Genomic DNA, 21,775 nt, shown 5'->3' on the forward strand with positions numbered 1-21,775 from the left:
CCGGTTACGGCAGTTCAGAGCCAGCCCTTGTCCCGGGCGACCTTCACCGCCTCGGCGCGGTTGCGCACGGCCAGCTTCTGGATCGCCGTCGAGAGGTAGTTGCGGACCGTGCCCGGCGAGAGGTGCAGGGCCGTGGCCAGTTCGGCGTTGGTGGCTCCGTCGGCCGCCGCGCGCAGGACCTCGCGCTCGCGGTCGGTCAGCGGGTTCGCGCCGCCGGCCAGTGCCGCCGCCGCGAGCGTGGGGTCGATGACCCGCTCCCCCGCAAGGACCTTGCGGACCGCTTCGGCGAGCTGGGCCGCGGGGGCGTCCTTGACCAGGAAGGCGTCGGCGCCCGCCTCCATGGCGCTGCGCAGATAGCCGGGGCGGCCGAAGGTGGTGAGCACCACGATCTTCAACTCCGGGAACTCGGCGTGGAGTTCGGCCGCCGCCTCGATGCCCGTCATGCCCGGCATCTCGATGTCGAGCAGCGCCACGTCCACCGCGTGCTCGCGCGCCGCCGCGAGGACCTCGTCGCCGCGGGCCACCTGGGCGACCACCTCTATGTCCGGCTCCAGGCCGAGCAGGGCGGCGAGCGCCTCGCGGACCATCGACTGGTCCTCGGCGAGCAGCAGCCTGACGGCGGAGCCCGCACTGTTCGTACTCATGCGGAGGATCCTAGAGCCGAAGATCCCGGAGCGGAGCCGATGCCCCCGCCCCCGTCCGGCTCCTGTGACTCCGGCCCTCGCGACTGTGCCTCTCGCGACTCAAGCGGCACCCTCACCGTGAGCCGAAAGCCCCCGCGCGCCCCGGGGCCCACGTCGACGACCCCGCCCACCGCCTCCACGCGCTCGGTCAGGCCCGTCAGGCCGTTGCCCTTGGCCGCCGCGGGACCGCCCCTGCCGTCGTCCTCCACCGACAGCTCGACGACCTGCCCGTCCAGGGTGTGCCGCGAGGTGAACGCCACCGTGCAGCGGTGCGCGCCGCTGTGCCGCACGACGTTCGTCACCGCCTCGCGCAGCGCCCAGGCCAGCGCCGTCTCGCCCTCCTCGGCGGGCAGCACCTCGGGCGCCTCCAGCGGTACGTCGGCTTCGACACCGGCGGCGGTGAGCGCCGTGCGGGCGCCCGCGAGCTCACCGGCGAGGGTGCGCCTGCGGTAGCCGGAGACCGCCTCGCGCACGTCCACCAGGGCCTGGCGGCTGACCTGCTCGATGTCCGCGACCTGCTGGGCGGCCTTGTCGGGGTGGGCCGGGAGCATCCGTCCCGCCAGCTCGCTCTTCAGCGTGATCAGGGAGAGCGAGTGGCCCAGGAGGTCGTGCAGATCGCGGGCGAGCCGCAGCCGCTCCTCGTTGGCGGCCAGTTGGGCGACGGTGGCCCGCGCCTGGCGCAACTCGACCGTCGTACGGACCAGCTCCCGCACCCCCGTCATCGCGAAGCCGACCAGGACGGTCAGGACGGCGAGGCTGCCGAGCAGGTCCGCGACGCTGTCGGTGCGCAGGCCGATCAGGATCATCACGCCGGTGACGGCCGGGATGGCCCACATCGCGTGCCGCAGCGGCAGCACCGCGCCCGCGGAGACGGCCACGTACACGAAGAGTCCGAGCCATGGCGTGCCGAAGGCGAACGAGAGGGCGACGGCCAGCGCGAGCATCGCCCCGAACGACACGTGCACCACACGCCAGTCGAACACCTTGGAGGTGTAGCGGAAGACCAGGGACAGGTAGAAGAACACGAAGGCCACGAGGCCGACCCAGCCGAACACGGTGGCCGCGCCGCCGTGGCCCGCCCGCAGCAGGTCCTGCACCGGGCTCGCGAGGAAGACCAGCCAGATGCCGATCCACAGCGATTTGGTGAGCAGTTGGCGGCGGTCCGCCACCGGACGGCCGAAGCTCTTCAGGGGGTGGCCGGGCACGGGGCCGTCGGTGTCGTTCACGCCTTCGATGTGTCCTTCCGGTACAGCCACGCAGCGCCGCCCGCGAAGAGGACGAAGTACCCGACGAGGAGCGCGATGTCCTTCGCGTGCGGGGCGTCGCCCAGTTCGATGGCCTGTCCGAGGGCAGCGTACGCATGGGTCGGCAGCCAGGTCGCGATCTCGCTCAGCCACTGCGGGAAGGTGGCCGTGGGCATCCACAGGCCGCCGAGCACGGAGAGCCCGAAGTACACGATCATCGTGATGGGGCGGACGGCGTCGCCGGTCGCGAGGTAGCCGATGGCCACGCCGAGCGCGGCGAAGCAGAGGCTGCCCGCCCAGATCGCGCCGGTCAGGGCCAGCCACTGCCAGGCGTCCAGGCGTACGTCCTTGACGGCGGCGGCGACCACGAACACCACGATGATCGAGGGCAGGCTGACCACGGCGGCGCTCGCCGTCTTCGCGATCACATAGCCGCGCCCCGGCAGGCTCGTCAGGCGCAGCTGGCGGACCCAGCCGCTCTCGCGCTCCTTGGCGATGCGCTCGCTGTTGCCCATGAGGACGGCGGTGAGGGCGCCGAACGACGCCATCGACACCATGAAGAAGGCGGGGAGCGCGAGCCCCGTGTCGCCGACCATGTCCGTGCTGTTCTGGCCGCCCGCGATGATCAGGAAGAGCATCGACGGATAGATCACCGAGAAGAACAGGAACTTCTTGTTGCGCAGGGCGCGGGTGATTTCCAGCTTGGTCAGCGTCATGCCTTGGCCTCCTCGGCTGCGGTGATCGCCACGAAGGCCTGCTCCAGGCCGAGACCTGCGACCTCAAGATTGCGGGGGTAAAGACCGAGCCCGTACAGCGCGTGCACGGTGGCGTCGGCGTCCGTCGACTGGAGCCGTACGGTGGGGCCGGAGATGTCCACGGCGGTGAGGAACGGCAGGGCCCGGAGCTTCTCGTCGAGCCCGGAATCCAGCTCAGGGAGGTCGAAGGAGACCTTGCGCGCCCCCGCCTTCGCCTTGATCTCGGCGGCCGTGCCGTCCGCCAGGAGACGGCCGCGGTGCAGGACGAGCACCCGGTCGGCGATCGCGTCGGCCTCCTCCAGGTAGTGCGTGGCGAACAGGACCGTGCGGCCCTGGTCGGCCTGCTCGCGCATGGTGGCCCAGAAGGCCTGGCGCACGGTGACGTCCATGCCGGTGGTCGGCTCGTCCAGGACGATCAGGTCGTTCGCACCGGCGGTCGCGAGTGCGAAGCGCACGCGCTGTTCCTGCCCGCCGGAGAGCTTCTCGATCTTGCGGCCCGCGAGCTGGGTGAGGCCTGCGGCGGCCAGCACGTCGTCCGCGCGGTACGGCCTGGGGTGCAGATCGCAGGCGAGCCGCACCAGTTCGCGGACGGTGACCTCGCTCATCAGGCCGCCGCTCTGCAGCATCGCGCCGACCCGCCCCGCGGTGATCGCCTCGCGCGGACTGGTGCCCAGGACCCGCACGGTGCCGCTGTCCGCGTTCCGCAGGCCGAGGAGAAGGTCGAGCGTCGTCGACTTGCCCGCGCCGTTCGGCCCGAGGAGGGCGACGGTCTCGCCGGGGTGGAGGTCGAGCGTGAGGGAGTCCACGGCGCGGACGTCCCCGAAGCTCTTGGTCACCTGCTCGAAGCTCACCGCGGTGACGGGCGGTGCTGCGGTCGTCGTCATGTGATCCATCGTCGCCAATGGACGGTCGACGGCGGCAGTGTCGTGTGTGCCGACTCCGGGATGACAGATGTCATGCGGAGGGCCGGAGGACGCGCCCGAAGGGGCGCGGGGAACTGCGCGCCCGGCCACGGCCGACCCGCAGCAGTCCCCGCACCGCTACCAAGCGAAGCGCTAGCTCGCGTTCGTCTCGATCACGCCGACCCGCTCCGCCGGCGTCTTGCCGATGAGCGCCTTGTTCATCGCGGCGGCCACGTCCGTCGGCTGGACCGGCGTCTTGTCGCCGTTGCCGCGCTGGATCAGGATGCCGTCGAAGACGTTGCCGTAGAGCTTCTTGAGCTCGGCGGTGTTGTAGTGCACCTGCAGCGTGCCGTTCTTGAGCACCTGCGTCTCGAGCACCTTCGGCAGCGACTTCGCCGGGCCGAACGGGATCGAGGCGCTGCCCGCCTTGATGGTGACGTTGGCGGACATGGCGGGCTTCGCGAAGCGCGTCATGAACTTGTCGACCTCGGCGTTCGCGACGGTCGGCTTGCGGGTCGTGACGGGCACGTCGACGGTGCCCGCGCTGCCGCTCTCGACCTGCTTCTTGTACCCGTCGGACACGGCCTTCGTCGACGCGGCGACGTCGATGCCCTTGCCCTCCTTGCCGTACACGGGGACGGCCTTGCCGGGCACGAACTTGACCGAGCCCTCCTGGGCCGAGCCGGAGCCGCCCGCGGCGCGCTCCAGGGCGGCCGCGAGCTTCTCCTCGTCCACCGGCATGACCGGCTCGGCGACGCGCTCGCCGCCGAACAGCGATCCGATCACCGATACGGGGTTGTAGTCGCTGCCCGCCGCCTCGCGGACGGTGGCCTGGCTGTCCAGGGTCAGGCCCGACTGGTCCGGCCTGAGCGTGACCGCCTCGCCGTCGACCGACAGCTTCAGGGGCTTGGCGACGCGTTCACCGATCTGCGCGTCGAGTTTCTTGACGGCTTCGTCGCGCGTGCCGCCGCCGATGTCGACGCCGAGCACGGTGGTGCCCTTCGGCACGTCGGCGTGGTTCATCAACAACCCGGCGCCGTAAGCACCGCAGGCCGCGACGACCACGAGAGCGCCCACGAGAACGAGCTTGTTGCGCCCCTTCTTCTTCTTGGGCGGGGCCGCGGCGACGGGCACGTTCGGCTGCACCGGCTCGGGCAGCTTGGGCGGGGTGTGCGGCACGGGTCCGTCGGTGTGCTGCGGGCCCGTGGCGAACGGCGAGTTCTGGGCGGGCGGTACGACCGGGATGCCGCTGGTCAGCGTGTCGCCCGAGACGTTGGTGCCGGGGGACGGGGCGCTGGGGCCGCCGGGGATGGAGCCGGGGCCGCCGTGGACCGGTCCGGCCTTCTGCGGCGTGAGGATGGCGGTGTCGTCACCCATGACGGGGGCGCCCGCGCCTGCGCCAGCGCCTGAACGGGCTGCCGGGTTGGCCGGGTTGGCTGGGTTGGGGCGATTGCCCGGGTTGCCGGGATTGCCGGGGTTAGGGCGGTTGCCCGGGTTGACGGGACCGCTCTGGCCGCCGGGGCCGCCCGCGCTGCCGGGGCCGCCCTGGTTCGGCGAAGCCATCGGGTTCGCGCGGCCCGCCGGGTTGGCCTGGTTCGCCGGGTCGGCGGGGTTGAGGGGCTGCGGCGCCATCGGTCCGTCGCCGGTCACCGGGCCGCCGGTCGGGCCCGAAGGACCGCGGCCGCCGTCGCCCGCGGGGCCCCCGGAGAAGTACGGCAGGTCCCCGCGCTGCGGGTCGCCGCCCTGCGGAGCACCCGTACCGAGCGGGCCCGCCGCCACGGCACCGGACACGTCGAAGGCGCCCGTACCGGAGCCGCCGGCTCCAGAACCGGCGGGTCCGGACGCGCCGCTCCCGCTCGCGCCGTTCCCGCTGGTGCCCGCGCCGCTCATGCCCGCGCCGTTCGTGGCCGCACCGCCCTTGCGCGGCGCGAACCAGTCGCTCGTCTTCTCCTCCGCCGGGGCGGAAGGAGACGCGGGCGCGGACGAAGGCCCGGAGGGCGCGGAGCCCGAAGCGGACATTCCGGCGGAACTGGGGCCTCCGGCACCGTTCGTGGACCCCGGACGCCCCGCGCCGTCCCCGGCGTCGGACCCGTCCGCCGCGCGGCCGGCGTCCTGCGGGCGCGGCGCGCTCACGTCGCTCTCCGCCATCGGCGTACGCATGACGACCGGCGGGATGGGCCGCGAACCGGGGATGTTGATCCGGATGCGCGTGGTCAGCGTGGTCTCGGTCTTGGGCTCGTCGGGCCGCTCGTCGGCGGCCTGCCGCTGCGCGCCGTCCGGGGCGCCGTCCGACGCGGCGCCCTGCGCGGGGGAGCCGTACGGCGGCGTCCCCGAGGGGTAAGCGGCTCCACCGCGCCCCTGGGGCCCGGAGGACGAACTGTCAGTTTCACGACTCAAGGCAGGTTCTCCCGGTTGGCTCCGCCGCCCGTCTCGACCTCACTCGGGCGGCTCGGCGGCGCGCACCACCATACTGGCCGCCGTCGGCACTCATCCTGTGACCGCCGTCAAACCCGTGCCGGGCACGGGCTGAAGTGGTACGTCACTTGCCAAGTCGGGCAGCGGGCCCGCCTGGTTGCGGTCGCTGACCGAGGGTGGCACACATCACAGCGACCGCCATTCCGCCCAGCAGGAAGGCGTACGACCCGAGTCCGGCGCCGAAGAGGAAGTCCCCCTCGGGCCGACTGGCCGTGAGCAGCATGACGGCGACGAGCCAGCCCGCCGCGGGCGCCACCGCCCCCGCTCTGGTGCCGATGGCGCGCACCCCTCCGTGGAAGAGCCCCGCGGCCCCGAGGAGCGCGAGCAGCAACCCGCCGGGGAACCAGCCCCCTTGGACGAGCGCGCCGGCCGCGCCGATGACCGCGCCGAGGACGAAGAGGCCCCCGTAGGAGGCGATACGACCGAAATCGAGCGGCTGGGCGAGTGCGCTGCCGCCCGGCGGAGCGGCCGCCGAGGACGAGCCTGCCCGTGACCCGGACGCCGACGACGACGTCGCACGCGAACGATTGCTCACAGCGCCGTCACCCCTTCGCGCCCAGCGTCTTCGAGCCCCGCGAACAGATCCGTCTCTCGCCCGCCGTCGTCTCGCCCGCCGTCGTCCACCGCACCGGCCTCTCCTCGCACCAACTCGTAGTACTCCACGTCAAAGATCGGCTGCGCGAGCCCGTTCGACAGGACGAAGAGCGGACCCTGTACCTCGATCTGTGTGGCGTGCGCGCGCATCGCCGCGGCCTTGGCCCGCGCGAAGGCGGTCCCGTCGATCTCCGCCGTGATGCGTGCGTCGTCCGTCACACCGGGCACGTCCGCGACCACGCCGGGGGTCGTGAACGGCGAGTGCCGCAGGGCGCCCTCCATCCACCGGAACCGCTCTTCGACGACGGAGCGCGGCGCACGGTTCCAGTAGATCTTGCCGATGGTGTGCGGTGCGCCGAGATCCGCGCGGAAGGCTCCCTCGGCCGCGAGGTCCGCGGCGCGCATCGCGACCCGGTGGGCCTGGATGTGATCGGGGTGGCCGTATCCGCCGTCCGGGTCGTACGTCACGAGCACCTGCGGACGCACCTCGCGGATCACCTCGACGAGGTCCGCCGCCGCGGCATCGAGATCGGCGGACCAGAAGGCGCCCGCCCGGTGGTTCTGCTCGATGCCCATCATCCCGGAGTCGCGGTAGCGGCCCGCGGCGCCCAGGAACCGGTGGTCGGTGACGCCCAGCTCCTTCATCGCGGCGGCCAGCTCGCCGATGCGCCGCGGGCCGAGCGCGTCCTCGCGGTCGGCCGCCAGGTGGGCGAGTCCGGGCGGGATGACCTCGCCCTCCTCGCCCAGCGTGCAGGTCACCAACGTGACATGGGCGCCGTCGGCCACGTACTTGGCCATCGTCGCGCCATTGTTGATCGACTCGTCGTCGGGGTGCGCGTGCACGAGCAGCAGACGCCGGGCGGGCAGTTCCGTCATGGGACCACCCTACGAGGCCCCTACGGGCACCCTGTGCACCCGGCGCACCCCGCGCACCGATCAGAACGCGCCGCGAACCGATCAGAACTTGATGTCGCCGATCATCCCCGCCACGTTCGTCGTCAGCTCATTGATCGTCGGTGCGATGGAAGAGCTCGCGAGATAGAACCCGAGCAGCACGCAGACGATCATGTGGCCCGTCTTCAACCCTGATTTCTTGACCAGGAGGAAGACAATGACCGCCAGTAGCACCACCGCCGAAATCGAGAGTGCCACGGCGGCTCACCTCCAAGTCCCAGACCCTGCACCAGTGCGAACGCCAGCAGGTACATACCCACTAAGCGCTACGGATCATAACTATCCGTGGGGCCGCATGACTCGGAGCACGGCAGCACGAGGGGGCGCATGCCCTCTAGGCTCGGAGGATGACCACCGAGACGCCCGGATCCGCCGGGCACACCGAGAGTCAGGCGCAGCGGCTCTCCTTCCCTCGCCTGCACGCCCGCACGCAACGTTTCACTCTCGGTGCGCCCCGCGCGTTCACGGTGGCGCCGGACGGGTCGCGCGTGGCCTTCCTGCGCTCGTCGTCCGGCACCGACCGGGCCAGCCAACTCTGGGTCCTGGACCTGGCGGACGGCGCGGCCGAGCGTGTCGCGGCCGATCCGCAGACTCTCCTGAAGGGCGCGGTCGAGCGCCTCTCCGCCGAGGAGCGCGCCCGCCGTGAGCGCAGCCGCGAGGGCGGCGCGGGCATCGTGGGCTACGCGACGGACGCGGCGGTGGAGCTCGCCGCCTTCGCCCTCTCCGGGCGGCTCTTCGCGGCGGAGCTGCGCGCGGGCACGGCCCGCGAACTGCCCACTCCCACGCCGGTGATAGACCCCCGCCCCTCTCCCGACGGCCGCCACATCGCGTACGTCGCCGGGGGCGCCCTGCGGGTCACCGGCGCCGACGGGGAGGGCGACCGGGCCCTGGTGGCGCCGGAGCCGGACTCCGTCGAGAAGGAGACGGTGACGTACGGCCTCGCGGAGTTCATCGCGGCCGAGGAGATGCAGCGTTCGCGGGGCTTTTGGTGGTCCCCCGAATCGGACCGCCTCCTGGTCGCACGCGCCGACGACGCCCCGGTGCGGCGCTGGTGGATCGCCGATCCCGCGCACCCGGAGACGGAGCCCTCGCGGGTCGCGTACCCGGCGGCGGGCACGGCCAACGCCGACGTACGGCTCTTCGTCGTCGACCTGGACGGCGCGCGCACCGAGGTGATGTGGGACCGCGCCCGCTACCCGTACCTGGCGCGGGTGCACTGGTCGTCGGCCGGGGCGCCGCTGCTCCTGGTCCAGTCCCGGGACCAGCTCAGCCAGCTCTACCTGGCGGTCGACCCGGACGACGGCTCGACCCGCATGGTGCACGCGGAAGAGGACCCGCAGTGGCTCGAACTCTTCCCCGGCGCCCCCTCCTGGTCCCCCAGCGGGAGGCTGGTGCGGATCGTGGACGAGGGCGGCGCGCGCGTCCTGGCGGTGGGCGAACGCCCGCTCACCGGACCCCAGTTGCACGTCCGCGCGGTGCTCGACGTGGCGGACGACGACGTGCTGATCTCGGCGTCGGCGGGCGAGGCCGCGGCGGTCCCGGAGACCGGCGAGGTGCACGTCTACCGGGTCAACGAACTGGGCGTCGAGCGGGTCTCCCCGGAACCCGGCGTGCACTCGGCGGTCCGCTCGGGCGGCCTCACGGTCCTCGTGTCGGCCACCCTCGACCAGCCGGGCTCCCGCGTCCAGGTACTGCGCGAGGGCAAGCAGGTGGCGACCGTCGCCTCATACGCCCAGCATCCGGGGCTCACGCCGCGCGTGACCCTCACCGAGGGGGGCGCACGCAAGATCCCGTGCGCCGTCCTGCTCCCCACGGATTACCAGGAGGGTTCGGGCCCCCTGCCCGTGCTCCTCGATCCGTACGGCGGGCCGCACGGCCAGCGGGTCCTCGCGGCCCACAATCCCTACCTGACGTCCCAGTGGTTCGCCGACCAGGGCTTCGCGGTGGTCGTCGCGGACGGCCGGGGCACTCCGGGCCGCTCCCCCGCCTGGGAGAAGGCGATCCGGCGTGACTTCACCCTGACCCTGGACGACCAGGTGGACGCGCTCCAGGGGCTCGCCGCTTCCTTCCCCCTGGACCTGGACCGGGTCGCCATCCGGGGCTGGTCCTACGGCGGTTACCTCGCCGGGCTCGCGGTCCTGCGCCGCCCCGACGTCTTCCACGCGGGGGTGGCGGGGGCGCCGGTGACGGACTGGCAGCTGTACGACACGCACTACACGGAGCGGTACCTGGGGAACCCCGCCGAGGACCCGGCTCCGTACGCCCTGAGCTCCCTGGTCACCGAGGAGGGCCTGGTGGCCCCTGAGGTGCCCCACCGCCCGCTGATGATCGTGCACGGCCTCGCGGACGACAACGTGGTGGTGGCGCACGCGCTGCGCCTCTCCTCGGCGCTCCTTGCCGCGGGCCGCCCGCACGAGGTCCTTCCCCTCTCCGGGGTCACGCACATGACCCCGCAGGAACAGGTGGCGGAGAATCTGCTGCTGCTCCAGGTCGACTTCCTGAAGCGCTCGCTGGGCCTCGCCCGCGCCTAGGCGGTACGGCGACCGGCCGGGGCGACATGGCTTGCCCCGGCCGGTCTACGGCACCCGCACGGCCGTACGTTCCTCACCCTGCCGGGGGCGTATATCGCCGGCGCGACGGCCCGATTGCCCTCTTGTTAAGGCAGGAGCGGGCTGCTCGCGGACGCTCTTCTACGGCACGACCTGCTTCTCCTCCGCGAAGTGGCACGCGGAGTCATGCGCCGCCGGCCCCGTGACCCCGCGGAACTCCGCCGGAACGGCCAGCACCGGCACCTCCAGCGCGCACCGCTCCTGCGCCTTCCAGCACCGCGTACGAAAGCGGCAGCCCGACGGCGGATTGGCAGGCGAAGGGACGTCCCCGCTCAGGATGATCCGCTCCCGATGGTCCCGCGCCTCGGGATCGGGCACCGGCACGGCGGAGAGCAGCGCCTGCGTGTACGGATGCGTCGGATGCTCGTAGATCTCCTCGTCGGAGCCGATCTCCACGATCCGGCCGAGGTACATCACACCCACCCGATCGGAGATGTGCCGCACGATCGACAGGTCGTGGGCGATGAACACGTACGACAGGTCGAAGTCCTTCTGCAGCTGGTCCAGGAGGTTCACCACCTGCGCCTGGACCGAGACGTCCAGCGCCGACACCGGCTCGTCCGCCACGATGATCTCGGGCCGCAGCGCGAGACCCCGCGCGATCCCGATCCGCTGGCGCTGGCCGCCGGAGAACTGGTGCGGATAGCGGTTGATGTACTCGGGATTCAGCCCGACCACGTCAAGGAGCTCCTGCACCTTCTGCCGCCGCGAGCCCTTCGGCGCGACCTCGGGGTGGATCTCGTACGGCTCCCCGATGATGTCGCCGACCGTCATCCGGGGGTTCAGCGAGGTGTAGGGGTCCTGGAAGACCATCTGGATGTTGCGGCGCACGGCCTTCAGGGCGCGTCCCGACAGCTTGCTGATGTCCTCGCCCTTGTAGCGGATCTCGCCCGCCGTCGGCCGCTCCAGGTTCACCAGCATCTTCGCGACCGTCGACTTGCCGCAGCCGGACTCCCCCACGATGCCGAGCGTCTCGCCCTGGTCGAGGTCGAAGTCGACGCCGTCCACTGCCTTGACCGCGCCGACCTGCTTGCGGATGACGATGCCCTGGGTGAGCGGGTAGTGCTTGACCAGACCGCGCACCTGGAGGATCGGCTCGTGGCCCGAGGCCGAGCCGTGCGCGGCGAACTCCTGCTCCGCCCGCGCCTTGTGCATCAGCTGCCGTGCGGTCTCGCCCTCGTCCTCGAGCTGCTTCTTGCTGATGTGCTCACCACGAGGCATGGAGCGTCTCCTTCCAGAAGTGGCAGGCGCTCTTGCGGTCGGCGGCCAGGCCTTCGTACGTCACGTCGGCGAGCGGCGGCACATCGGTCCTGCAGACGTCCTGCGCCATCGGGCAGCGGGGGTTGAAGGCGCAGCCCGGCGGGATGTTCATGAGGTTGGGCGGCAGGCCCTTGATCGCGTAGAGCTCCTGGCCCTTCTGGTCCAGGCGCGGGATGGATTCCAGGAGGCCGCGGGTGTACGGGTGCGCGGGGGCCTTGTAGATCTCGTGGACGGGGGCCTTCTCGACGATGCGGCCCGCGTACATGACGGCGATGTTGTCGGCGACGTCCGCCACGACGCCCAGGTCGTGGGTGATGAGGATCAGGCCCATGTTCAGCTCGCGCTGGAGCTCGGCGAGCAGGTCCATCACCTGGGCCTGGACGGTCACGTCCAGGGCGGTGGTCGGTTCGTCGGCGATGATCAGCGAGGGTTCGAGCGCCATCGCCATGGCGATCATGATGCGCTGGCGCATGCCGCCGCTGAACTGGTGCGGGTACTGCCCGACCCGTTCCTTCGCGGCCGGGATGCGCACCCGGTCCATCAGCTCGATCGCCTTGACCTTGGCGTCCTTGCGGGACATTCCCTGGTGGACGACGTACATCTCGCCTAGCTGCTGGCCGACGCTGAGCACCGGGTTCAGCGACGACAGGGCGTCCTGGAAGATCATCGCCATGCCCGTGCCGCGCGTCTTGCGGCGCTCCTCCGCCTTGAGCTTCAGGAGGTCCTGGCCCTTGAAGAGGATCTCTCCCCCGGTGATCTTTCCGGGCGGCATGTCGAGGATGCCCATGATGGCCTGCGCGGTCACGGACTTGCCGGACCCGGACTCGCCGAGCACGGCGAGCGTCTCACCCTCGCTGACGGTGTAGTCGACGCCGTTGACGGCCTTGGCCACGCCGTCCCTGGTCCGGAACTCCACGTGCAGATCGCGCACTTCGAGCAGCTTGGACGCTTCCGGGGTGGGCGCCGCTGATGCCTCGGATGCCACGGTTGCCATGGGCGCCTACCTCAGCTTGGGGTCGAGGGCGTCGCGCACCGCGTCGCCGAGCATGATGAACGCGAGCACGGTGATCGCCAGGGCTCCGGCGGGCCAGAGCAGCATGTGCGGGGCGTTGCGGATGTACTGGGATGCGGCCGAGATGTCGATGCCCCAGCTCACGGTGGGCGGCTTCAGGCCCACGCCGAGGTACGAGAGGGTCGCCTCCAGGGCGATGTACGTGCCGAGCGCGATGGTGGCGACCACGATGACCGGAGCGACCGCGTTCGGCGCGATGTGCCTCAGCAGCATCCGCGAGTTGGAGGCGCCGAGGGCCCGCGCCGCCTGGACGTAGTCGTTCTGCTTGGCGGTGATGACGGATCCGCGGGCGATGCGCGAGAGCTGCGGCCAGCCGAGCAGGACCATGAAGCCGATCACCGGCCAGACGGTGTTGCTGGTGACGACCGACAGGAGCACCAAGCCGCCGAGTACGACGGGGATGGCGAAGAAGACGTCGGTGATCCGGGAGAGGATCGCGTCCCAGAACCCGCCGAAGAACCCCGCGAGGCCGCCCAGCACGCTGCCCAGGATCGCGACGCCGAGCGTGGCGCAGACGCCGACGGTGACCGAGGCGCGGGCCCCGTACACGGTCCGGGTGTAGACGTCGCAGCCCTGTCCGTCGAAGCCGAAGGGGTGGCCGGCGGTGGAGCTCTTCTGGGCGTTGGCGAGGTCGCAGTCGAGCGGATTGCCGGAGGCGATCGCGGACGGCCAGAGGGAGATGACGACGAGGAAGAGAATGATGAGGGCCGAGATGATGAAGATCGGGTTCCGCCGCAGCTCGCGCCAGGCGTCGGACCACAGGCTGCGGGCCGGGGCCGAGGGGCCGGTCCCGGCGGGCCCGCCGGGCGTCTTCTCCAGTGTCGCCCCCTCGGTCGCCGCGAGGTCCATCGCGCCGCCCGCACCGGTCGGGGCGATGGCTCCGTCTGGCTCTCGGGGTTCAGGCATAACGGATCCTCGGGTCGAGTACGGCGTACAGGAGGTCGACGATGAGGTTGGCCACCAGGAAGACGAGGACGAGGACGGTCACGAAGCCGACGACGGTCTGGGTGCTCTGCCGCAGAATCCCCTGGTAGAGCTGGAATCCGACGCCGTGGATGTTGAAGATCCGCTCGGTGACGATCGCGCCGCCCATCAGCGCGCCGATGTCCGTGCCGATGAAGGTGACCACCGGGATGAGTGAATTGCGCAGCAGATGCCGGGTGATGACGCGGCGCCTGGGCAGCCCCTTCGCGATGGCCGTGCGGACGTAGTCGGCGCGGCGGTTCTCGGCGATGGAGGTCCGGGTGAGGCGGGTGACGTACGCCAGGGAGACCGAGGCGAGCACGAGCCCCGGCACGATGAGTTCGCCCAGGGGCGCCTCCGAGGAGACGGAGGGTTTCATCACGCCCCATTCGACGCCGAGCAGCAGCTGGAGCAGCAGACCGGTGACGAAGGTGGGAATGGCGATGACGACGAGCGTCAGGAGCAGGACGACGGTGTCGATGGGCCGCCCGCGCCGCAGTCCGGTCACCACGCCGAGGGAAATCCCGATGACGATCTCGAAGACGATCGCGACGAGCGTCAGGCGGATCGTGAGCGGGAAAGCCGTCGACATCAGCTCGGTGACCTTCTGCCCGTTGAAGGCGGTACCGAAGTCACCGGTGAATACATTGCCCATGTAGGTCGCGTATTGCTGCCACACGGGCTTGTCGAGGCCGAACTCCTTCTTCAGCTGAGCGGCCGTCGCGGGGTCGCACTTTCGGTCTCCGCAGAGGCCCGCGATGGGGTCGCCCATCACGTTCACCATCAGGAAGATCAGCAGCGTGGCGCCGAAGAAGACCGGGATCATCTGCAGCAGACGCCGGATCACATAACGTCCCATGAGGGCTCCGGAAGTAGCGGAAGCGGTCGTCCGGCGCGCATTCGCTCATGCCGGACGACCGCTCCCTGGGCCTCAGTTGACCTTGATCTCGTTGTAGACCGGGACGCTGAACTGGTTCAGCTTCACGTCGGAGACCTTGTCCGAGTAGCCGGCGCTGCCGTTCTGGTACCAGAGCGGGATGACCGCCATCTGTTCGGCGAGCACCTTCTCGGCGTCCTGGAAGGTGGAGACGGCCTTCCCGGTGTCGGTCTCCGCGTTGGCCTTGTCGACGAGCCCGTCGAATTTCTTGTCGGACCACTTTCCGTCGTTGGACGGGGCGTCCGTGTAGTACAGCGGCTGCAGGAAGTTCTGGATCAGCGGGTAATCCATCTGCCAGCCCGCGCGCCAGGCGCCGTCCAGCTTCTGCTGGGAGGCCTTGCTGCGGAAGTCGGCGAAGGTGCCGACGGGATTTCCGACACAGGCCTTGTCGTTCCCGAGGGCCTTGTTGATGGAGTTGCAGACCGCGTCGACCCATTCCTTGTGCGAGCCGGTGTCCGCGTTGTACGTGATCTTCAGCGTGCCGCCGGGAATGCCGCCACCGTCCGCGACCAGCTTCTTCGCCTTCGCGGCGTCGTACTTGCAGGGGTCACCGCAGAGCCCGGACTTGTAGCCGCCGGCCTCGCCGAGCACCGGGGACGTCCAGTCGGTGGCCGGGGTGCGGGTCTTCTGGAAGATGGTCTCGGTGATCTGCTCACGGTTGATCGCCATGGAGAGTCCCTGACGGACCTTCTCCATCCCGTCCTTGGACCACTTGCTGTCGTAGAACGGAAAGGCGAGCGTCTGAATGATGCCCGCGGGGGTGTTGATGTAGCGGTCACCCAGGTCGCTCTTGGCGTTCTTGAGCTGCGACGCGGGAACGTCGTCGACGAGGTCGAGGTTGCCCGCCATGAGATCCGTATAGGCGGTGTTGTTATCGGTGTAGACCTTGAGATCCACACCGCCGTTCTTCGCCTTGTCCTCACCGCTGTACTTGTCCCACTTGCGAAGGGCCATCTTGGAGCCCTTGTCGTAGGACTCAATGGTGTACGGACCATTGCCGACGGGCTTGGCGAGCCATGCGTCGTGGTCGTCGTAGAACGCCTTGGGCAGCGGCGCGAAGGCCGGATAGCCGAGGGTCTTGGGCCAGGTGGAGAACTTCTGGGTGAGCTTGACGGTGAAGCTGGTGTCGTCGACGACCTTCAGCCCGGAGAGCTTGTCGGCCGTGGCGTCACCCTTCTCCGGGTGGACCTTGTCGTAGCCCTCGATATAGCCGAAGAAGTAGGCGTTCTTCTGGTTGTTCTTCAGATGGGCGCCGTAATTCCAGGCGTCGACGAAGGACTTGGCGGTGACCTTCTCGCCATTGCTGAACTTCCAGCCGCTCTTGATCTTCACGGTGAAGTTCTGCGAATCCTTGGTGTCGATCTTGTCGGCGACCATGTTCTTGGCCTCGCCGGTCTCCGGGTCGTACCGCATGAGACCCCGGAAGAGCATGTCGAGCACCTTGCCGCCCTGCACCTCATTGGTGTTGGCGGGCTCCAGCGGGTTCTGCGGATCCCCCCAGGAGGAGCCCACGATCCCGGAGCCGTCGCCGCCACCGCCGCTGTCCCCGCCTCCACCACAGGCGGTCGCCGCGAGGGCGACGGTCACCGCACATGCGGCCCACTTGGCGTGCGTGGCTCCACGCATGGAGAGCCTCCCTTTCAGGCCTGAGTCTCACTTAGGCCCAAATACACCGCAATGCGGGGGGCTGCGCATCTTTATGGGGGCTTTCTGGGGCCAGTAGGTCCGGGAAACCCTCGGATGCCTCCCCCCGGGAGGGCGTCGCCGTCAGCCACGCTCGTCCGCCTCCACCTCCACCACGGAGATCCAGCCGCGCCACCGCTCGACGCTGACCCGGAGCCGCGAGGAGGACTCGGTGGTGCCGGACCAGTAGGGGGTCCGACCCTCCGTGTGCTCCCGCAGTCCGCACTCGGTCAGCGTCCGACGAAGGAGGGACACCTCGTCCGCCGCGACGGACGCGCTGTCGTACTCGGTGACGCGCTGCCTGCTGGTGGCGCCCTTGTCGCTGTAGTACTCCGTGCCGTACTGGACCTGGTTCGGCGCCTTCCGTGCGGCGTTCGACCCCGGGCAGCTGTTGTCGCCGCCCACCTTCGGCAGCGGCAGGTCCAGCATCTCCTGCTCCTCGTGCCCCTTCCAGTGCCATTTCGCGGCCTGCGGCATCAGCTCCGGAGAGAGCAGGCGCACCACACCGCCCACCATGAACGGATTCTTCGTGGGCGTGGCCGCCGGCCGCACCTCGCTGCCGTCGCCGCCCCCTCCCCCGGAAGCCACGCCCCACACGAGCGCCCCCGCCATCACCGCCGCGGCAGCCGCTCCCCCGGCGGCCCGCCTCCGCATGGTCCGCCGCTCCCCTCGCACCCGCAGCTCCGCCCCGCTCGGCATCCGTACCGTGACGTCGTCCAGCAGCTCTTCGACCTCAGCCATGGTGGGCCGCTCCTTCCGCGGTGAAAGCAGTCGTGTCGGTCAGGCGCTCCCCCAGCGCCTTGCGGGCCCGGCTCAGCCGGGTGCGGACCGCCCCGTTGGACGCGCCCGTCTCCCGGGCCACCTGTTCCACGGGGAGATCGAGCAGGTGATGCAGCACCACCACCTGCCGGTGCTGCGACGGCAGTTCACGCAGCGCCTCCACCAACGCCACCCGGTCGGCGGACAGCTCGGGTACGTCCGCAGCGGCGCCGTGCCTCAGCTGCGCCCGCAGCCGGTTGCGTGTCCTGCGCCACGTGCTGATCGCGAGCCGCGAAGCCACCGTCCGCACCCACGGCAACGGATCCCCCTCCCGTGTCAGCCGCTCCCACCGCTGCCAGGCCCGCACATACGCCTCCTGCACCGCGTCCTCCGCCTCCGCCAGATCACCGGTCATCGCATAGACCGCGGCGACCAGCCTCTTGGCGGTGGCGGCGTAGAACGCGTCGAACTCCGCGGCGTGCCCCAACTCCGTCGAGCGCCTCGTCATCGTCCCCCGTCCCGTCCGTCGCTCCCACGGCTCGCCCGTCCCGCTCGCCGCTCCTGCCCTGAACACGCTCGGGCTGCCGCGGACGTTACGAACTACTTTCCGACCCTCTTCCCCAGAAGGGCGCAGACTTTCTCAAAAGGGCACAGAAGCCGCGTAGTCAACCTGGGGCAAGGTCCGGTAGTCGGCCCGGCAGGAAATGACTCTGCCCCGCCGGCCATCAAGGCCGACGGGGCAGAATCATGGCTTCCGGGCTTTACGCCGCGTGCACGACGTCCTTCTCCTCCGCGAAGTGGCACGCCGACTCGTGCGCCGCCGGAGTGTTCTGGCCCGCGAACTGCTGCGGGATCGCGAGCAGCGGGGTCTCCTCCGCGCACTTCGCCTCCGCCTTCCAGCAGCGGGTGCGGAAGCGGCAGCCCGAGGGCGGGTTCGCCGGGGACGGGACGTCGCCGGTGAGGATGATCCGCTCGCGGCCCTCGCGCGCCTCGGGGTCCGGCACCGGGACGGCCGAGAGCAGCGCCTGCGTGTACGGGTGCGTCGGGTGCTCGTAGATCTGCTCGTCGGAGCCGATCTCCGCCATCTTGCCGAGGTACATCACGCCCACGCGGTCCGAGATGTGCCGGACGATCGACAGGTCGTGCGCGATGAAGAGGTACGAGAGGTTGAACTCGTCCTGCAGCTTCGCCATCAGGTTGATGACCTGGGCCTGGACGGACACGTCCAGGGCCGAGACCGGCTCGTCGCAGATGATGATCTCGGGGTTCAGGGCCAGGCCTCGGGCGATGCCGATGCGCTGGCGCTGGCCGCCCGAGAACTGGTGCGGGTAGCGGTTGATGTACTCCGGGTTCAGGCCCACCACGTCCAGGAGGTCCTGGACCTTCTGGCGGCGCGAGGCCTTAGGAGCCACCTCGGGGTGGATCTCGAAGGGCTCCCCGATGATGTCGCCCACCGTCATACGCGGGTTGAGCGACGTGTACGGGTCCTGGAACACCATCTGGATGTTGCGGCGGACCGCCTTCAGCGCGCGCCCGGACAGCTTGGTGATGTCCTGGCCCTTGTAGAAGACCTCGCCCGCCGTGGCGCGCTCCAGGGTCATCAGGAGCTTGGCGACCGTGGACTTGCCACAGCCGGACTCGCCCACGATGCCGAGGGTCTCGCCCTGGTAGAGGTCGAAGGAGATGCCGTCGACCGCCTTGACCGCGCCGATCTGCTTCTTGATCAGGATTCCCTGCGTGAGCGGGAAGTGCTTGACCAGGTTGCGGACCTGGAGGATCGGCTCGCCGCGCTCCACCGGCGCCTCGATGGCCGCCACGGCCTCCTCGGCGGTGGCCACGTCGACCGTCTCCACCTCGGAGACGTTCGGGGTCGCGTCCTGAGGCTCGTCATTCTTGTTGAGCTCAGCCATGGATCGTCTCCTTCCAGAAGTGGCACGCGCTGCCGCGGCCCGGCAGCTCCGCGCCGTCCTGTTCGGCCACCTGCACCAGGGGCGGAACATCCGTACGGCAGATGTCCTGCGCCTTGGGGCAGCGCGGGTTGAAGGCGCAACCCGGCGGGATGTGGAGCAGGTTGGGCGGCAGGCCCTTGATCGCGTAGAGCTCCTGGCCCTTCTGGTCGAGCCGGGGAATCGACTCGAGCAGACCGCGCGTGTACGGGTGCGCGGGGCGCTTGTAGAGCTCGTGGACCGGGGCCGTCTCGACGATCCGGCCCGCGTACATCACCGCGATCTTGTCGGCGACGTCCGCGACCACACCCAGGTCGTGGGTGATGAGGATCAGACCCATGTTGTACTCGCGCTGAAGGTCGGCCAGCAGGTCCATGACCTGCGCCTGGACCGTCACGTCGAGCGCCGTGGTGGGCTCGTCCGCGATGATCAGGTCCGGCTCCAGGGCGAGCGCCATCGCGATCATGATGCGCTGGCGCATACCGCCGGAGAACTGGTGCGGGTAGTCGTTCACCCGCTCCTTGGCGGCCGGGATCTTCACCCGCTCCATCAGCTCGATGGCCTTGGCCTTCGCGACCTTGCGGCTGACGCCGTCGTGCACCCGGAACATCTCGCCGAGCTGGTAGCCCACCGAGAGCACGGGGTTCAGCGAGGACAGCGCGTCCTGGAAGATCATGGCGATCTTGCGGCCGCGGATCTTCCTGCGCTCCTCGTTGGACATCTTCAGCATGTCCTGGCCGCGGAAGAGGATCTCTCCCTGCGGAATCTTGCCGGGCGGCATGTCGAGGATGCCCATGATGGCCTGGGCCGTCACGGACTTGCCGGAGCCGGATTCACCGAGGACGGCGAGCGTCTCGCCCGCGTCCACGCTGTAGTTGACTCCGTTGACCGCCTTGACCACACCCTCGCCGGTGCGGAACTCGACGTGCAGGTCCTTGACGTCGAGCAGCCTGCCGCTCTTTTCCTCACCCGAGCGGGGGGCGGGAACCGAGTCTTCCTTGATGTCGATGCTGGTCATTTACGCCTCCCTCAGCGCAGCTTCGGGTCGAGGGCTTCGCGTACGGCGTCACCCATCATGATGAACGCCAGCACCGTGAGGCTGAGCATCCCGGCCGGGAAGATCAGTGTGTGCGGGTTGTTCCGGATGTCCGCGAGGGCGTCGGAGATGTCGCCGCCCCACGAGAGTGCGTCGTCGCCGAAGCCGAGGCCCAGGTACGACAGCGTCGACTCGGCGACGATGTACGTGCCCAGCGCGATGGTCGAGATGACGATCACCGGAGCGAGGGCGTTCGGCAGGATGTGCCGGAACAGGATCCGCTTGGTGTCCGCTCCGAGCGCGCGTGCCGCCACCACATAGTCCGAGTGCTTCGTGGTGATGACCGCACCGCGCATGACGCGGGCGATCTGGGTCCAGCCGAGGAAGGCCAGAGCGCCGGTGATCACCCAGACGTTGCGCTCGGTGAAGGCGTTCAGCACGACCATGGCGCCGAGCAGGAACGGAATGCCGAAGAACACGTCGATGAGCCGGGAGAGCAGGCTGTCCCAGAAGCCGCCGAAGTAGCCCGCGAGCATGCCGACCAGGCCGCCGAAGAGGGTGACCAGGATGGTCACGCCGAGGCCGACCATGATCGAGTTACGTGCTCCGTAGACCACGCGGGCGTAGATGCTGCGGCCCTGCCGGTCGTAGCCGAACCAGTCCGCCTGGAAGACGTGACCGAGGTTGGGCTTCTGCAGGAAGTGGTGCGTCAGGTCGCCCGAGCTCGGGCTCGCGCTGGTGAACAGGCCGGGGAAGGCCGCCACGAACAGCAGCACCACGATGAGCGCCGACGAGATGAGGAACAGCGGCCTGCGGCGCAGGTCGCGCCACGCGTCACCCCAGAGGCTGCGCGGCTTGCCGGGCGCCTCGCCGGCCTCGGCGACGGTGGGCCCGTCGGGTACGACGACGGCCTGTTCGTCGGCGGCGGCGGTCTTGGTGATGTCAGGCATAACGGATCCTCGGGTCCAGGACCGCGTAAAGCAGGTCGACGAGCAGGCTGGCGAGGAGGTACACGAGCACCAGGACGGTGACAACGCCGACGATGACGGCTCCCTCGCGCTGGAACAACGCGCGGTAGAGCAGGTTTCCGACGCCGGTCACGTTGAAGATGCCCTCGGTGATGACCGCGCCACCCATCAGGGTGCCGATGTCCGTGCCGAGGTAGGTGACCACCGGGATCAGCGAGTTGCGCAGCAGGTGTCTGCTGATGATCCGCTTGCGCGGCAGGCCCTTGGCGACAGCCGTACGGATGTAGTCCGCCTGCCGGTTCTCGGCGATCGAGGTACGGGTCAGCCGCGCCACGTACGCGAGGCCGACGAGTCCGAGCACGAGGGCCGGCAGGATCAGCTCGCCGAAGTTCTCCGAGTCCTGGACCGTCGGCGTGACCCAGCCGAGCTGGTTGCCGAAGATCAGCTGGAGGAACAGGCCGAACACGAAGATCGGCACGGAGATCACGAGGAGCGTGAAGAGCGTCACCGAGTTGTCGAGGATGCGGCCTCGCTTCACACCGGCCAGCACACCCAGGCTGATGCCGACGACGAGCTCGAACGTCCAGGCCATGGCGGCGAGCCGCGCGGAGACCGGGAAGGCCTGAGTGATCTCGTCGAGGATCGGCCGGTTACCGGCGATGGTGTTGCCGAAATCGCCCTGCAGCAAACCGCCCATGTAGTGGAAATACTGCTGCCACAGCGGCAGATCGAGCCCGCGGTCGTGCTTGATCTGCGCCACCTGTGCAGGGTCTGGCGGCTTGTCTCCCCAGAGTGCCGCTACCGGGTCACCGGGCAGCACGTTGACCATCAGGAAGATCAGCAGGGTTGTCCCGATGAAGACCGGGATCATCTGGAGCAGTCGCCTCGCGACGTAACGCCCCATGGTGGTGCCTCCGTCCATTGCGGAGCCGTCC

19 protein-coding genes and 1 pseudogene are annotated in these 21,775 nt (G+C 69.9%); 1 reads left to right on the top strand and 19 read right to left on the bottom strand.

What is annotated here, in order from left to right; all coding sequences use genetic code 11:
• Positions 1-14: 14 nt before the first annotated feature.
• From ACFUPX_RS33275 to ACFUPX_RS33310, 8 genes are all read right to left on the bottom strand, one after another.
• Positions 15-644, bottom strand: a complete 630-nt coding sequence (locus ACFUPX_RS33275; protein WP_383331254.1) for a response regulator transcription factor — start codon at positions 642-644, stop codon at positions 15-17.
• Positions 641-1,918, bottom strand: coding sequence for a sensor histidine kinase (locus ACFUPX_RS33280; RefSeq protein ID WP_383331336.1), 1,278 nt, complete (start codon positions 1,916-1,918; stop codon positions 641-643). The genes ACFUPX_RS33275 and ACFUPX_RS33280 overlap by 4 nt, the downstream gene beginning before the upstream one ends.
• Positions 1,906-2,643 carry an ABC transporter permease gene (locus ACFUPX_RS33285; RefSeq protein ID WP_383331257.1) on the bottom strand — a complete coding sequence of 246 codons (738 nt, stop codon included), beginning with the start codon at positions 2,641-2,643 and terminating at the stop codon, positions 1,906-1,908. The genes ACFUPX_RS33280 and ACFUPX_RS33285 overlap by 13 nt, the downstream gene beginning before the upstream one ends.
• Positions 2,640-3,566 (bottom strand): ABC transporter ATP-binding protein, encoded by a 927-nt coding sequence (locus ACFUPX_RS33290; protein ID WP_383331260.1) that lies wholly within the window; start codon positions 3,564-3,566, stop codon positions 2,640-2,642. Before ACFUPX_RS33290 ends, ACFUPX_RS33285 begins: the two co-directional genes overlap by 4 nt.
• 171 nt (positions 3,567-3,737) lie before the next feature.
• A complete protein-coding gene (locus ACFUPX_RS33295) occupies positions 3,738-5,981 on the bottom strand; it encodes a hypothetical protein (RefSeq protein ID WP_383331263.1) in 2,244 nt (747 codons plus the stop codon).
• A 142-nt stretch (positions 5,982-6,123) separates the two neighbouring features.
• A complete protein-coding gene (locus ACFUPX_RS33300; RefSeq protein WP_383331266.1) occupies positions 6,124-6,594 on the bottom strand; it encodes a DUF6113 family protein in 471 nt (156 codons plus the stop codon).
• Entirely contained in the window at positions 6,591-7,529 is a 939-nt protein-coding gene (mshB, locus tag ACFUPX_RS33305) for an N-acetyl-1-D-myo-inositol-2-amino-2-deoxy-alpha-D-glucopyranoside deacetylase (RefSeq protein ID WP_383331269.1), read from the bottom strand. Before mshB ends, ACFUPX_RS33300 begins: the two co-directional genes overlap by 4 nt.
• An 81-nt stretch (positions 7,530-7,610) precedes the next feature.
• Positions 7,611-7,805, bottom strand: a complete 195-nt coding sequence (locus ACFUPX_RS33310) for a hypothetical protein (RefSeq protein ID WP_383331271.1) — start codon at positions 7,803-7,805, stop codon at positions 7,611-7,613.
• A 149-nt stretch (positions 7,806-7,954) separates the two neighbouring features.
• Here ACFUPX_RS33310 and ACFUPX_RS33315 point away from each other — a divergent pair, with 149 nt between their 5' ends.
• Positions 7,955-10,138 carry a prolyl oligopeptidase family serine peptidase gene (locus tag ACFUPX_RS33315; protein WP_383331273.1) on the top strand — a complete coding sequence of 728 codons (2,184 nt, stop codon included), beginning with the start codon at positions 7,955-7,957 and terminating at the stop codon, positions 10,136-10,138.
• A gap of 162 nt (positions 10,139-10,300) precedes the next feature.
• Here the strand turns inward: ACFUPX_RS33315 and ACFUPX_RS33320 are convergent.
• From ACFUPX_RS33320 to ACFUPX_RS33370, 11 genes and pseudogenes are all read right to left on the bottom strand, one after another.
• Positions 10,301-11,371 (bottom strand): annotated as a pseudogene (locus ACFUPX_RS33320) (ABC transporter ATP-binding protein); the annotation flags it as partial.
• A 52-nt stretch (positions 11,372-11,423) separates the two neighbouring features.
• Entirely contained in the window at positions 11,424-12,470 is a 1,047-nt protein-coding gene (locus ACFUPX_RS33325) for an ABC transporter ATP-binding protein (RefSeq protein WP_383331276.1), read from the bottom strand.
• Between the two features lie 6 nt (positions 12,471-12,476).
• Positions 12,477-13,454 (bottom strand): ABC transporter permease, encoded by a 978-nt coding sequence (locus ACFUPX_RS33330; RefSeq protein WP_383331279.1) that lies wholly within the window; start codon positions 13,452-13,454, stop codon positions 12,477-12,479.
• Positions 13,447-14,370 (bottom strand): ABC transporter permease, encoded by a 924-nt coding sequence (locus ACFUPX_RS33335; RefSeq protein WP_383331282.1) that lies wholly within the window; start codon positions 14,368-14,370, stop codon positions 13,447-13,449. Before ACFUPX_RS33335 ends, ACFUPX_RS33330 begins: the two co-directional genes overlap by 8 nt.
• A 72-nt stretch (positions 14,371-14,442) precedes the next feature.
• A complete protein-coding gene (locus ACFUPX_RS33340) occupies positions 14,443-16,074 on the bottom strand; it encodes an ABC transporter substrate-binding protein (protein WP_383331285.1) in 1,632 nt (543 codons plus the stop codon).
• Between the two features lie 141 nt (positions 16,075-16,215).
• The gene (locus ACFUPX_RS33345; RefSeq protein ID WP_383331288.1) at positions 16,216-16,872 is read right to left on the bottom strand and encodes a hypothetical protein; all 657 of its coding nucleotides are present in this window, start codon (positions 16,870-16,872) and stop codon (positions 16,216-16,218) included.
• Positions 16,865-17,398: a SigE family RNA polymerase sigma factor gene (locus tag ACFUPX_RS33350; RefSeq protein WP_383331291.1), complete on the bottom strand. Its 534-nt coding sequence runs from the start codon at positions 17,396-17,398 to the stop codon at positions 16,865-16,867. The genes ACFUPX_RS33345 and ACFUPX_RS33350 overlap by 8 nt, the downstream gene beginning before the upstream one ends.
• A gap of 253 nt (positions 17,399-17,651) precedes the next feature.
• Positions 17,652-18,800 (bottom strand): ABC transporter ATP-binding protein, encoded by a 1,149-nt coding sequence (locus ACFUPX_RS33355; RefSeq protein ID WP_383331294.1) that lies wholly within the window; start codon positions 18,798-18,800, stop codon positions 17,652-17,654.
• Entirely contained in the window at positions 18,793-19,854 is a 1,062-nt protein-coding gene (locus tag ACFUPX_RS33360) for an ABC transporter ATP-binding protein (RefSeq protein WP_383331297.1), read from the bottom strand. The genes ACFUPX_RS33355 and ACFUPX_RS33360 overlap by 8 nt, the downstream gene beginning before the upstream one ends.
• Positions 19,855-19,865: 11 nt before the next feature.
• On the bottom strand, positions 19,866-20,822 hold the full coding sequence (locus tag ACFUPX_RS33365) for an ABC transporter permease (protein WP_383331300.1): 957 nt from the start codon (positions 20,820-20,822) through the stop codon (positions 19,866-19,868).
• A complete protein-coding gene (locus tag ACFUPX_RS33370; RefSeq protein WP_383331303.1) occupies positions 20,815-21,744 on the bottom strand; it encodes an ABC transporter permease in 930 nt (309 codons plus the stop codon). The genes ACFUPX_RS33365 and ACFUPX_RS33370 overlap by 8 nt, the downstream gene beginning before the upstream one ends.
• Positions 21,745-21,775: the final 31 nt, after the last annotated feature.

It is taken from the genome of Streptomyces sp. NPDC057302, from assembly GCF_042667685.1.
Taxonomy (GTDB): domain Bacteria; phylum Actinomycetota; class Actinomycetes; order Streptomycetales; family Streptomycetaceae; genus Streptomyces.